Genomic DNA, 15070 nt, shown 5'->3' on the forward strand with positions numbered 1-15070 from the left:
AATCTTTTGCCGTGGTGAAGTATCTATTTGAGCTGGTCACGCATCAGCAGTGGTTTACGTTTGAGAAGGCCTTCATGTATGGTTAGCCCCACATCCTATTTAGGATTGCTATAGTAGTGTGCTAACAGAACCGATGCTCTTTCAGACTCCATTTGGTAAACGTCCAGATCAATACCAAATTGAAAAGGCACAGCCTCTAAAGCATCATGTTGGTTTGCGCGAAATAACTCGTATAGAGTTGGTCAGTCCTACCGCAGATAATCCATCACCAGAATTTCAAGCAGTGATTGACACCAATCAGGTCAGGGGACGAGTTGGAGTAGAGTATTCCGTGGAGCTTGGCTTTGATTGGGAAGTGCAGGGGCATCAAGTAGATTTTCGCCCTAGGTTGCCCCTTATCCTGAGTTGGTAGCGCAAACTCGCCACTTAACAAGCACCATGCAGCAGCCTTACAAATAGGCAAGGCTAGTGGCAAGAGTTTGTCGCCGCTGACGGCAATCGATACTAGCCCACTGATCAAGCCGGCATCCTGCTTAATCGTGCGATCGCGAAAGCAGCCACCAAGAAACCCCAGGTTTCCACTCATCCTCATCGCGGTAAACATTGCGTTCCAAGCAATGTCCAAATTCTGGACAACTAGCAGGGATGAGCAGCAGTTCATTAATGAGGTTGCGTTCCCCACTTGGGAAAAGTTAGAGGGGCGATCGCCTGGGTGAAGTGCAAGAGGCAATCGCGCTAATTCAAAAGCAAATAGCTAATGATAGACAAAAGCGAAGATTCGTCTGCACCGCAGATTTATGCAGTTTGCATGCAGCCCTAGCATGCAGCTCTAGTATTAATCGCAACTTCTAGGGACATGCAAATAAGGGCAACAACCCCACTCAATTACCAATGATATAGCCACTTTGGCAAGGTTTTGTAAGCGTTAGCTGTGTGACGATCCTGGGCATTTTTTAATGAGCTAGAGCTTAATAAAAAATTACCTTTATATATGAAAAGCCAGCATTTCCTCAGAGACAAGACGTTTCCATTACAACTTGTTCTCGTCGTTCCCTTCGTCCTCCAGATTTTTGCAGCCGTGGGTCTCGTCGGTTATTTGTCTTTCAAAAACGCCCAGAGCGCGGTCAATAACCTGGCAGAACAATTGCTCGATCGCACCAGCGATTTGGTCGATGAACGTCTGAAGTCTTATCTGGCCATTCCTCAGGCACTGAACCAGATCAATGCTGATGCGATCCGCAGGGGCATGCTCGATGTGCGCGATCGCGAAGCGGTGGGGAAGTATTTCTGGGATCAGATGCAAGCGTATGACCTGACTTACATTGGCATTGGCTTAACAACAGGTGAAGGAATTGGAGCGGCTCGCTACGATGGCAAAACCATCACCGTTGATGATTGGACAGCAACGCTGCCCAACAATCTCACGAACTACACGCTTGATCATCAGGGCAATCGCACTCAAGTGAGCGATCGCTGGGATTGGGACAACTTTAAGGAGACCTGGTATACCGAACCCATTGCTGCTGGCAAACCGATTTGGGCCAAGATTACTGCTTTGAATCTTCCCACGCCATACATCGCTGCCTCTGCCAGCCGCCCCATCTATGACTCCCAAAATCGCCTGTTGGGGATGATCGCAGCGGATATTCACCTACTAAAACTCAGCGACTTCTTACACAGTTTGGAGATTAGTCAGTCTGGGCAGGTGTTTATTATGGAGCGCGATGGCACTTTGATTGCCAGCTCTGGCACAGAAAAGCCCTTCACCCTCGTCAAAGAAGACATTAAACGGGTGCAGGCAACTAATAGTCCTAGCCCCATTATTCAAACTATTGCTCAGCACATTCAATCTTCCAAAGGGTTTGGGTCGATTACTGAAGACACCGACTTTCAGCTTGACGTGCAGGGAGAGCAGTATTTTGTCGATCTTAGACCTTGGCGTGATCAGTATGGCTTAGATTGGCTGGTGGTCACCAGTGTGCCAGAAACCGCATTTATGGCCCAAATCAATGCCAATACCCGTACCACAATCGCGCTCTGCTTCGGTGCCTTAGTGGGTGCTATTGGCATAGGCTTGTTCACCTCTCGTTGGCTGGTTCATCCGATTCTGCGTCTGAATCAAGCCAGTGAAGCGATGGCCTCGGGCAATCTAGAGCAAACGGTGCCAGGCAGCAATATTCAAGAACTCAATACCTTGTCCCACTCCTTCAACCACATGGCAGGACGGCTGAGGGAGTTGTTCACGGCCTTAGAGTACAGCAAGGAAGTCTTAGAAGAGCGGGTCGATGAACGCACGGCTGAACTCAAAAACACCTTGGCAGAATTGCAGCGAACTCAGGCTCAAGTGGTGCAAGGTGAAAAAATGTCGAGCCTCGGGCAACTGGTAGCTGGAGTGGCTCACGAAATCAACAATCCGGTCAACTTCATCCACGGCAATCTGACCTACGTGCAGGAGTACACAGAGAATTTATTAGAATTTGTGCAGCTGTATCAGCAGCACTATCCTCACCCAACTCCTGAAATCCAAGTGGCGGCGGAAGAGATGGATTTAGAGTTTTTGCGGGAAGATCTGCCGAAGATGTTGACTTCGATGCAACTAGGAACCAACCGCATTCGACAAATTATTCTCTCTTTGCGCAACTTCTCGCGGATGGATGAGGCCGAATTTAAGGCGGTCGATGTTCACGAAGGCATCGACAGCACGCTGCTGATTCTGCAACACCGTCTCAAAGCTAGATCCGAACGGCCAGAAATCGAGGTTATCAAACACTACGCGAAGCTACCCTTGGTTGAGTGCTACGCCGGACAGCTCAACCAAGTGTTTATGAACATCTTGGTTAATGCCATTGATGCGATCGAGGAAAACAATGCCAAGCGCACTTATCAAGAGCTGAAAGACCATCCCAGCCGCATTACCATCCGCACATCAATGGTTGACGCTGCCTGGATAGAAGTGGCGATCGCGGACAACGGAGTGGGGATTGCGCAAGCGGTGCAAAAACGCATCTTTGACCCCTTCTTCACGACCAAAGCGCTGGGGAAGGGCACTGGAATGGGGATGTCGATTAGCTACCAAATCATTACCGAAAAACATCGGGGCAGATTAGAGTGCATTTCAACACCTGGCAGGGGCACTGAATTCGTGATTCGAATGCCGCTCCGCCAAGCAGGGCGGCATTCGACTTAGCGGCTCATCCCGGCAGGAGCAGAGTTGTAATCACTCACTATCTTTCTCTAAACTGGGGTTCTTTCTATTCCCCTACTCACTTTCTTCCTATCAAAGTTGTGATGGCTTTGATGAGTTTATCGGGTTCAACGGGTTTGGTGAGATGCTGTTGAAATCCTGCTTGCAGAGCTTGCTGGTAGTTCAACTCTCCCGCATAAGCAGTGAGGGCGATCGCTGGAGTTTGCCCACCCCGCTCTAGTGGTAAGGCTCTCAGTTGCTGCATCAGCATATAGCCATCCATGTGCGGCATGCCCACATCACTGACAATTACATCTGGAATAGACTGCTCTAGAACTTCCAGCGCTGCTAAACCAGAGCTAACCGCTGTGACCTTCGCCCCGTTTTGTTCTAGCAAAAATGCCTGAAATTCACGGGTATCGGTATCATCATCCACCAGTAAAACTTGGATGTTGTCCAAAGGTGCTTCTGTTTCTGTTTGGGTACGGCTGGGTCGAGGACTGATAGATGCTGTTTGCGGCATGACAGGCAATTGCACGATGAAGGTTGCCCCTTGATTCTCTCCGGCGCTCTCAGCCCTCACCATGCCCCCGTGCAGTTCCACGATTTGCCGCACGATCGCCAGACCCAGACCTAGCCCCCCAAATCTACGAGTGGTGGAACCGTCTTCCTGGCGAAAATACTCAAACACATGCGGTAGAAAATCGGGATTAATGCCCTTGCCCGTGTCGATTACCTGAATTTGAGCCGATTGACCGATTTGTCTCAGTTCAACCGTGACCTGTCCACCGCTAGGTGTGAACTTAACGGCATTCGTCAGCAAGTTCCACACCACTTGCTGGAGTCGGGCCGCATCACCAAAAATGGGAGCGATATCCGAGGTGAGGTCCAGCACGATGGCAATGCTCTTAGCTTCTGCCGCTAACTGCACGGTTTCAAGGGCAGCAGAAATCACGAACAGCAAACTGGTGGGGGTTGCGGTTAAGGTCAGCTTGCCCTGCATAATGCGGGCAATATCAAGCAGATCTTCAATCAGTTGCGATTGTAGCTTGGCGTTGCGTTCGATCGTGGCGATGGCTTCGGCTTGCCGGGTCGCATCGAGTTTGCCATTTTGCAGTAACCGCGTCCACCCCAAAATCGGGTTCAGGGGCGATCGCAGTTCATGGGACAGCACCGCTAGAAACTCATCTTTGATGCGATTCGCTCGTTCAGCCGTGGCGCGAGCGGCTTGTTCGCGTTGCAGGAGATGTTCTCGTTCCGCCTCAGCCCGCTTCTTCTCACTGATGTTGAGGACGGTGCCGATGAAGCGGATGGCAATGCCTGAGGGGTTGAAGAACGCTTTCCCCTTGGCTGCAATCCAACGCTCTACACCATCTTCGAGACCGATCGTGCGGTATTCAATATCATATTCGCCGTTACTTTCAGGGTTGAGCGCAAACTGCACTACCTGATCCGTGTGTTCCCGATCATCTGGATGTAACCCAGATAAGAAGACATCGTAGTTAATCTCTGATTCAGGTGACAGCCCGAAGGCAGCTTTGCATGGATCGTCCCATTGCAGGATACCTGTGATCGGGTTAAAGTCCCAGATGCCCAACTCGGCTGACGCCAATGCCAACCGCAAGCGATTTTCACTTTCGCGCCATGCGGCCTCGGCCTGTTTGCGATCGGTGATGTCTGCCAGTGCTCCAGGAAAAGCGAGCGGCGTCCCATCCGCACCATATTCAACGCGACCTCGTGCCACTAGCCAGCGCTGCTCCCCCGTCGCTGTGTGGACACGGTACTCAGCGACATATTCCTGGCCCGTTTCAATGGCTTGATGAATGGCTGCGACCACTCGGGGGCGGTCTTCTTCGTGCATCGCCTGTACAAATTGTTCGAGCGGTAAGCCGTCTGCCGCCTGTACTGGGTCAGCGCCAAACAAGTGAGCGAAAGCTTGATTCACAATGACGAGATTTTCCGGAATCTTCCACCGCCATGTGTAAATCGCTCCTGCCAGTAAAGCCGCCTCTAACTGCACATGAGCTTCTCGCAGGTCAGCCTCTATCTGCTGTCGCTCTAGTTCCGTGACCACTCGATCCGCAAAAATTGTTAGCAAGGATACTGCCAGTTGCGTCTGCTCCAATGGCTTGCCATCCATGACCCCTAATAACCCGAGGGGAGTGCCGCTGGAGTTAAAGAAGGGAACCGCTACATAGCTTTCAACTGCAAGTGGTTTCAGTAGGGGTGCGTTGGGGAATTGAGCTTGCACATTGCGTGGGTAGCAGCAAGTTTTCCGTTGTGCAATGACTTCCCAACAGGGGGTGTCTTGCAAAGGATATTCCAGGTTATCTACGAGCTGAGCATGAGCGCAGGTAGCGATCGTTCTCAGCATTTTGGGCTCATCACCTCTTACTAAGCCGATGTAGGCATAATCCGTGTCTAAAACTTTGACGAGGTGCTGCACCAGAGCCGAGAAAAAAGCATCCCCCGTGACCGTCGATACGCCTTGAGTCATCTCTAGCAGCGCCGCATTGACCTGAGCAATTTGATGAGCGGCCAATCGCAATTCCAGTTCATCCACGACCATTGCTGCCAAGTCAACCAAAGTCGCTTGTTGCTTGGGGCTCAAGGGCTCATGGGGTTGAGTATCGAGCAAACAGAGCGTACCGAGATTGAAGCCGTCTGGAGTCAGGAGGGGAGCACCTGCATAGAAGCGTACACCAGGTTCACTTTGCACAAAGGGATTACAGGCAAAGCGATCGTCCTGGCGAGTATCGGGAACAATCAGAGACTCGTTCGTTAACAGGGCAAAGCTGCAAAGCGTCGCATCACGCCGCACTTCAGAAGCATCGAAACCAATGGAGGACTTAAACCAAGCTCTGGACTCATCGACTAGTGAGATCAGGACGATGGGAAAATCAAACAGCCGGGCTGCCAGGGTGGTAATGCGATCGAATGCGGCTTCGGGGGGAGTATCGAGAATCTTATAGCGATGCAACGCTGCCAACCGCTCAGTTTCATTTGCCGGGAGGGGTGTCGTTCTAATCCTTTGAGGCAGTTGGTCAGTCATAACAACCGAGGAGGAAGGTAAATCAGGACAGGGGTGAGGCAGAAGCCATAAAGGGTGACTTTAGATTCTAACTAGCCGATTTAATCAAATTGGCGATCGCTTTTGAGTATCAGAATTCCCGATGATCCATAGAATTAGATGGCTTTATAGAGGTAAGCAATCAAAACTTTTCCGTTGCCATACGAAGGAGGAAACGCGGAAGTGTCTTTGGAAACTGAGAGGCGGTCGCCCTCCAGTGGCAGCTCTAACCCTTCTAGATACCGCTGAAAGACTAAGGGTAGCGAAGCTGAGTCATCCTGCATCGTTAATATGATCACTTTCCTTGGGGCAGCTTCGAGATACTTACGCATTATTAGATTTGCTTAATGATGCAAAACTCGATCCCACTCTAAAATTCTCTTGGAAGGGTAAATGTCAAAGGGTAGGTTTGGACACCCACTTCATGACTAATCCTTTATCTGTGCACCCCAGGTGAAAGGCCCACATGAATAATACAAACCCTAGTGTTTGGATAGAAACACGCTTAGAGGCTACTTGGCAACTGAGCGCTCATAAGGAGGGTAGCTCGGGATGGTCGCCGGAGTTAGCCGCCTGGATGCGGTCAAAACCTGAAAGAGAGTTAACCCCTGAAGAACTAGATAGTATATTGCAGCTGAATTTTTGCAGCACCCTAGATGAATTAATTCGACGGATTAGTGAGCCTAAGTATTTGTAGGTTATCCCCTCTGGTTAAAACACAAAAGTTTTAGGTTTTTGTAGTGTATAGAAAAATTCTATTCACCGTAGAAGAAAAATAGTGAAGGATCAAGCGTCAATAAAACCAGCAATATTTCTGACTAGCCTGCGTAAAAACTGCCAAGCAAGACAATTCTAAGATGTAGTGGGCAAGCTAAACTAGCAAACTATAAGCTACTAGCTGTGCCCGCTGCCTGGGTAGATCCTTATCTGCTTAGAGAAGGTAGACATCAGCTTGTCGTTTTTTCACGCTTGTCTTAATAAAACCGTTTATGCGAACCAGTCAGCAAATTGAGATAGAAATTGAGCAGAAGTTTGGGTTCTTCCCTCCTTTTTTTTCTCCAGCTTTAGACACTCCTCAAGTCTTAGAAAATTTATGGCAACAAACCTGTTCTACGTACGTTGACAATCCGCTACCGACCCTATTTAAGGAGAAGTTGTCTGCTTATCTGTCTCGTTTCTGCCCGGTTCCGTACTGTTTAATATGCCATAGTTGTTCCCTGTGGGAATTAGGGATGCAAGCAAGAGAAATACTGAACCTGCTTGAAAGCCCTCCTCCCAGACCGCAGGATATACCTGAGCATCTTTGGTTACTGGCCGCCCACGATGAGCAACTCAACGTCTTATCCCAGTTAGATCCAGCCGTTGAAGAGAGTCTCCTTCAATGCTCAATTTTTATTGCCTTAAACACAGATGAGACTGAGACCTGTCGGCAGGAGTTACGCCGTCTCTTAGGGGCAGAGAACTACCAGTATTTGGTCACATTTATTGCCTATATCAAAACCTGTCATGCGTGGATGGAGGCATACCCAGAAGTCAAGTATGAAGCGGATAAACGAGTTCAAGACCATTTCGATAACTTGATTGCTGCGGAACCTAAGCTGGCTAACTTCTTCAAGAGTTACTGCGATATAGTCAAACATGAGACAGTCGGTTGGCTCGGGCACTCATTGACGGCAAGATTGTCAGCACAAGAGTTAGCTAATTCGCCACTGGCTCGCGCGTTTTGCTCTGCCTCAGATGGCATTTTGCTCAGTGATCCTAATCAACCTGACAATCCGATCATCTACTCAAATCCTGCTTTCTCCAAGTTGACAGGCTACCAACCAGAAGAGGTGATAGGTCGCAACTGTCGCTTTCTCCAAGGTCCAGAAACTAACCCAGAGGTTGTGGCGCAACTGCGTCAGGCGATCGCTCAACAGCAGGAAATTCAGGTTACCTTGCTGAACTATCGCAAGGACGGTCAGCCCTTTTGGAATGAACTGAAAATCGCACCTGTAAAGGAAGATACGGGTGAGCTACTCTATTTCGTGGGCATTCAAACCGATGTCACCGAGCGAGAACAGGTAGAAGCAGCAATGCAAGCGCAAGCAAGGCTGTTAGACCAATCCCAAGATGCCATCCTGGTGCTGAATTTGGAAAATCGAATTCTGTTCTGGAATAGTAGTGCCACTCGCTTATTTGGCTGGACAGGGACTGAAGCCGTAGGATGCTATATTGACGAGCTCCTGTTTGAGGCGTTTTCCCCCCAGCTCTGTCAAGCTCAAACCTCTGTGGTTGAGCAGGGCGAGTGGCAAGGTGAACTTCATCATCGAGCAAAAGATGGTCAGCCAGTCATGGTTGATAGCCGTTGGACATTAATTCATGACCAAGCAGGACATCATCAATCTGTTTTAGTCAGTAGCACCAATATCACTGAGAGAAAGCGGGTGGATGCTCAGCGCCAACAAACTCAACGGTTTGAAAGCATTAATACGATTGCCACGGGTATGGCCCATGATCTCAACAATGCCTTGGCCCCTATCCTGATGTCAATCCAGCTTCTCGCTGACAGGCTACCAGATGAACAGAGCCGGCAACTCTTGACGACCCTGGAAGCAAATACGAGACGCAGCGCTGATGTCGTGAAGCAAGTCTTATCCTTTGTGCGAGGAGTGGAGGGGGAAAAAAACACACTATGCCTGGAATCATGGCTTTTAGATATCGAACGTGTCCTGAAGCAAGAATTTCCTCGCAATATTCTAATTCGGACTCACATTGCATCTAATGTTTGGAGTATTTCTGGAAATCCAGCCCAACTTCAGCAGGTCCTCCTCAGTCTTTGCCAGAATGCCCGTGATGCAATGCCAGAGGGCGGAATCTTACGTATTTCAGCGGACAACGTTTGGATCGATAAAAATCTTGCTCGCACTAATGTAGATGCAAAGGTGGGGTCTTATATCGCGATTACTGTCTCTGATACAGGAATTGGGATACCGGTTGAAAACTTGAACCGCATTTTCGAACCGTTCTTTACCACTAAAGAGTTCGGCAAAGGCACTGGACTCGGGCTATCGATGGTCGTTGGAATCGTCAAAGGTCATGGAGGTTTTGTAGAGGTCGAGAGCGAAGTCGATAAGGGAACTCAACTCAAAGTTTACTTACCGGCTCAATCAACGCTTTCCCCTAACGGAGCTGCAATTCTTCTGGTTGAGCCTGACAGTGCATCTTGTGCAGTAGCACAAACAATCCTAGAACGGATTGGCTATCGAGTGCTAACTGCACAAGATGGAGTTGAGGCGATCGCCCTCTACGCGCAGCATCAATCTGAAGTTAAAACAGTCCTCATCAACCTATCAATCCAAGATCCTGACGTGGTCGCAACAATTCGGACATTACAACAAATAAATCCACAGGTTGTGCTTATTGCAGCCGATGAATTTGCATTGAAGGAGCAGCTTGAGGATGATGTCAAAGCAATGGTTACAGCCTTCTTGAACAAACCCTATACGGCAGAAGCACTAGCAGCAAAATTGCAAGAAGTCTCTGAAGCAATTCAGCCATAGAAATAGTTGTTGTGCATTCAAGGTCAAGTGGCTTTGTCGAGCATTTCCTTATGGAAATTGCTTCGAGCCATTGCTGACGGGTGACACCTTATAAGGAATAAACCACCGGGTTAAGGGCTAATCGTTCTAGTGAAGGTTAGCCCTCTCTACCAACCGAGCGATCGTTCTGTTTCTCGCAAAGACGTTTTTATACCAGTAAATACGCAAGCTACATCCATAACCGAAAAAACTTTTAAGAAAATCCGAAGCCGTTCCGTAAAAGCTCTAGCCTAATCAATCCCTTGAATTGACTACAGTTCGAGGCTGAAAATCAAAAATGTTACGGAATTATTACGTTTGAGTGTTGCTAGATAAAACTAAAGTCGTGTCGTGAATAATTGTGTTTATTGATACAAAGTTTTTAGATTAACAAGGCGAAATCAGTTGGATAACAAAGACGAGCAACCAAAAAGTCTGCAACATGTTGAGCAGGAAGGACTGCTTCAGCGAATTACAGACAGAATTCGTCAGTCTCTGGAACTTAAAGAGATCTTGACCACAACGGTGCAAGAGATTGGTTTCTTTTTGGGCACGGCTCGCATCAAGATCTATCAATTCCACCCGGATGGTCACGGTCAAGTAGTCGCAGAAGCCATTGACGATCATCGTCTCCCTTCTTTACTGGGCTTACATTTTCCCGCCAGCGATATTCCTACGGTGGCTCGCGAAATGTTCCTCAAGGCGCGTCAGCGCGTGATTGTGGATGTGGCTTCCCACCGGAAGGTGATGAATCAATTAGATAGCCCCAAAACTGGAGAACCACGACTGATAGAAGACGTTCGCTGTGCACCTGTAGACCCATGCCATATTCAATACCTCAGGGCGATGGGGGTGAACTCTTCTTTAACCGTACCGATTCTGCATCAAAATCAACTTTGGGGCCTGCTCGTCTCTCACGATACGGAACCTCGCTCGTTTTCAGAACGGGAGTTGCGCGTGGTTCAACTCCTCGTGGATCAAGTTTCCATCGCGATCGATCAAGCTTATCTGCTCAGCCAAGCCCAACAACAAGCGGTTCACGAGGCAGTCCTGAGTCGCATCAGTGGCTTCATTCATTCCTCATTGAACTCGGAAGCGGTGAACCAGGCGATTTTAGAGCAGGCGATTCAGGCTCTCCGAGGCTCCGGGGGACGGCTCTACATCTCTAGGAATGAGATGGGCCAAGCTAGTCAGCTCTATGCTTGGGGGACGCAGCCGGCTCCCTTCCAGATGGAAGAAACTGCGCTCTGGCAACAGATGGTGGGCGGCTCACACCCGAATTCAACCTTCACTGACTCTCAAAATGATGGTTTCTCCTCGGCTTACACCATTGTTGATCTCTATCAAGCACCGGCACGGGAGTCCCTACTCCCAGCTTTTCAGTCCACCTCGATTCGGTCAATCCTGATCGTCCCCCTGCAATATCAGCAACAGCGGGTGGGATACCTGAGCATTTTCCGCGATGAGATTGAGACTGAAACGCTGTGGGCAGGCCAGCTTGATCCAGACCAGCGGAATCTTCGCCCGCGGCAATCGTTTCAAGCTTGGCGAGAAATCAAACCTGGGCAAACTCTGCCTTGGAGTTCGGGGGAACTGAAGCTAGCACAAGCACTCGGCACTCAATTTTATATTGCTGTCATGCAAAGGCGAGTAGACGCAATGCTGCGCCATCAAGCCTCTCATGACCACCTGACTGGTTTGCCCAATCGCTTATTGCTCCATGAGCGGCTTTCCCTGGCTCTGGCCCATGCTAACGATCAGGGGAGAATGATTGCAGTCGCCCTACTCGACCTAGATCGCTTCAAAACTATCAACGACTCGCTGGGGCATACCATTGGCGACCGGGTCTTGCAAGAAGCCGCCCAGCGGCTCAGCGGTTGCCTACCTGAGGTAGATACGATCGCTCGTTGGGGCGGCGATGAATTTGCCGTTCTGATGACCGAAATTCGATGTGCAGAAGATGTACTGGAGGTCGCTCAACGCATTCTCAGTGCCATTAATACTCCCTTTACCTCTAACCATCAGGACCTACATCTCACCGCTAGTATTGGCGTTGCTTTTGCGCCCTACGATGGAGAAGATGCCCAGACTTTGCTGAAGCACGCTGATACGGCGATGTACCATGCTAAGCAACAGGGCAAGAATAATTGCCAACTCTACGACACTCTGATGAACACCAAGGCTCTGGAGCAGTTGGTGTTAGAAAATAGCCTCTACAAAGCGTTAGATCGAGAACAGTTTGTCCTACATTATCAACCTCAAATTTCTCTAGCCAGTGACCAACTCATCGGAATGGAAGCTTTGCTGCGCTGGCAGCACCCCGACCTCGGGGCCATTCCTCCCAGTCGATTTATTCCACTCGCAGAAGAAACCGGACTGATTATCTCGATTGGAGAGTGGGTCCTCCGCACCGCTTGTGGTCAAAATCGGGCTTGGCAATTAGCGGGTTTAGCACCTTTGCGGATAGCGGTGAATCTCTCGGCTCGACAGTTCCAACAACAGAATTTAGTGCAAACCATTGCTGAAATTCTTACAGAGACAGAGCTGGAGCCTCAGTACCTAGAAATAGAAATTACAGAAACGACGGTTGTGCAGGATGTGGATTTTACAATTTCCCTCCTCCAGCAACTCCGCGAAATCGGGGTCCACATCTCCATTGATGATTTTGGCACGGGGTACTCTTCGTTCAGCGCCCTCAAGCGCTTCCCCCTGAGCACGCTGAAAATCGACCAATCCTTCATTCAAGATGTCACGCATAGTCATACAGATGCCTCCATTGTGAATGCCATCATTGCCCTGGGGCATGGATTAGGGCTCGAGGTGATTGCAGAGGGAATTGAGACCTCTCAACAGCTAGAGTTCTTACGTTCAGTCAAGTGTGATGCCATCCAAGGGTACTTATTCAGCCCGCCGCTGACCACAGAAGCCGCCACGCAATTTTATGTACGGCGCACCTTAGAGCAACTGGCAAGCCAGTCAATGCTGAAAGAGACGAGTCAGCCGGTGCTGCCAGTGCCCTACCCTGAAAATGAGCGCCAACGCCTCGAAGCTCTCTATCAATATCAGATTCTGGATACGGCTCCCGAAGCTGACTTTGATGACTTAACTCGCTTAGCGGCCCAAATTTGTCAAAGTCCGATTGCTTTGATTAGCTTGCTGGATGACAAGCGGCAATGGTTCAAATCAAAAGTGGGCTTAACCATCACTGAAACGCCCCGGGAGATGGCTTTTTGCAACCATGCCATTTTGCACAACCAGCTGTTGATGGTTCGAGATGCGTTAGGCGATCGACGATTTGCTAAAAATCCCCTGGTTACCCAGGAACCCCACATTCGGTTTTATGCAGGCGCTCCTTTGCTCACAGCAGACGGGTTTGCCTTAGGGACGTTGTGCATCATTGACTACATCCCTCGGGAGTTGAGCTTCGAGCAGCAAGAGGCCCTCAGGATTCTCGCCCAGCAGGTCGTGACGAAACTAGAGTTTCATCGTCATCGAATCAACCACAGCCAATTGGAGGAAAAACTGAGGCAGGCTCAGAAGGTTGAACTCACCAACCAACTCCTTGAAAGAGAGATCACACTTTGTAAACGCTCCGAAGAGGTTCTAGTTGAGCAAGCGCATCTCGCAGTCTTCGCCGCTCAAGTGAGCGCTGCCCTCGGTAAAAGTGACAAACTGCCAGTGATTTTGCAGCAATGCGTTGAGATGCTGGTTCAACATCTGGATGTGGCTTTTGCCCGTATCTGGATCATCCCAGATGAAGAGAGTGACGTACTCAGACTCCAAGCCAGCGCAGGTTTATACACTCATCTAGATGGTCCTCATAGCTTAATTCGGATGGGCCACCTCAAGATTGGTCGGATTGCCAAAACGGGTCAGCCACACCTAACCAACGACGTGCTGAACGATGCTGAAATCAGCGACCCAGAATGGGCCCAGCGAGAAAACTTAGTGGCTTTCGCGGGCTATCCCTTAATCGCTCACAATCGGGTGGTAGGTGTCATGGCTCTGTTTGCTCGTCAATCCCTGGCCGATACCGTCCTGACTCAGCTAGCTGTCCTAGCGGAGGGGATGGCTCATTGTATTGAACACAAGCAAATTGAGGAGATGGTCCGGCAGCAGACCCGCTGGGAACGCCTGGTTTCAGAAATTTCCCAACGGCTTCGCCAATCTCTTAACTTGGATGAAATCTTAAACACCACGGTGCAGGAAGTTCGCAACTTCTTGCAGACAGATAGAGTCATCGTTTACCGCTTCAAGCCAGACTGGAGCGGAGTTGTGACGATGGAAGCGGTGGCAGAGGGTTGTCGGCCAATTTTGAAAACCACGATTGACGAACCCTGCTTCAGAAACACTTACGTTTCGTACTATCAGCAAGGGAGAACCCGCGCGATCGCTGATATCTATGAAGCCGACTTAAGTCAGTGCCATCTAGATTTGTTAGTCCAATTCCAAGTCAGGGCTAACTTGGTCGTGCCCATTTTGCAAGGCGAACAGTTATGGGGATTGCTAATTGCTCATCACTGCCAGAGCCCTCGGTCCTGGCAGCAAATCGAAATCAGTTTGCTCAGCCAATTGGCAACTCAAGCTGCGATCGCCATTCAACAGTCGGAGATGTATCAACAGTTAGAACAACTCGCGACTTCCGATGGTCTGACTCAGTTGGCGAATCGACGATGTTTTGATGCATTTCTCAGCCGGGAATGGCAGCAGTTGGAGCGGGCCAGCTTGCCCTTATCCCTGATTCTATGTGACATCGACTTTTTCAAGACCTACAACGATGCCTATGGTCATCCCGCCGGCGATCGCTGTCTCCAAGCAGTCGCTCAAGCGATTCGCGTTACCATTAGCCGCTCCAGCGATTTAGTGGCCCGCTATGGGGGCGAGGAATTTGCCATCATTTTGCCCAATACCTCGCCTGAAGGAGCGGTCCGAGTGGCAGAGAAAATCCAAGCCGCGGTTCAAGCGTTACAGATTCCCCATGGCAACTCTCAGGTTAGCCAGTACGTGACTTTGAGTGTCGGGGTATCTAGCACCACTCCTACCTATGCCACCTCTCCAGAAATGTTAATTGCCACCACGGATCAAGCACTGTATCGAGCCAAAGCTCAAGGTCGTAATTCCATTGTTTTCCAGTCTCTCCTTTTTTAAGAGGTCAATGAGCTTGGGGCGATCTCTAAAGTCTACAATCACTGGCTTGGCAAAAGTAGATGTAAATTTTTATACAAGCTATTTGCCTTAAACAGGAGTGGGAACTCT

At 49.5% G+C, this 15070-nt stretch carries 6 protein-coding genes; 4 read left to right on the forward strand and 2 right to left on the reverse strand.

The annotated features are described in order from the left end of the window. Nucleotides 1–133: 133 nt before the first annotated feature. On the forward strand, nt 134–412 hold the full coding sequence (locus H6F68_RS08595; RefSeq protein ID WP_199299990.1) for a hypothetical protein: 279 nt from the start codon (nt 134–136) through the stop codon (nt 410–412). 579 nt (nt 413–991) lie between these two features. Further along, nucleotides 992–3187, forward strand: a complete 2196-nt coding sequence (locus H6F68_RS08600) for an ATP-binding protein (RefSeq protein WP_190558167.1) — start codon at nt 992–994, stop codon at nt 3185–3187. 76 nt (nt 3188–3263) lie between these two features. Here H6F68_RS08600 and H6F68_RS28955 read toward each other — a convergent pair whose 3' ends face one another. Together H6F68_RS28955 and H6F68_RS08610 are read right to left on the reverse strand one after the other, a co-directional pair. Beyond that, on the reverse strand, nt 3264–6236 hold the full coding sequence (locus H6F68_RS28955; protein ID WP_190558169.1) for an ATP-binding protein: 2973 nt from the start codon (nt 6234–6236) through the stop codon (nt 3264–3266). 134 nt (nt 6237–6370) lie between these two features. Then, complete coding sequence (locus H6F68_RS08610; protein WP_190553140.1) at nt 6371–6538, reverse strand: hypothetical protein; 168 nt, start codon at nt 6536–6538, stop codon at nt 6371–6373. Between the two features lie 705 nt (nt 6539–7243). Here H6F68_RS08610 and H6F68_RS08615 point away from each other — a divergent pair. Next, nucleotides 7244–9796 (forward strand): PAS domain-containing protein, encoded by a 2553-nt coding sequence (locus tag H6F68_RS08615; protein ID WP_190558171.1) that lies wholly within the window; start codon nt 7244–7246, stop codon nt 9794–9796. A 423-nt stretch (nt 9797–10219) separates the two neighbouring features. Then, on the forward strand, nt 10220–14962 hold the full coding sequence (locus H6F68_RS08620; RefSeq protein ID WP_190553138.1) for a diguanylate cyclase domain-containing protein: 4743 nt from the start codon (nt 10220–10222) through the stop codon (nt 14960–14962). The last annotated feature ends 108 nt before the right edge of the window (nt 14963–15070 follow it).

Origin of the sequence: Trichocoleus sp. FACHB-262 (assembly GCF_014696035.1) — a bacterium.
In the GTDB taxonomy this organism is placed as follows: domain Bacteria; phylum Cyanobacteriota; class Cyanobacteriia; order FACHB-46; family FACHB-46; genus Trichocoleus.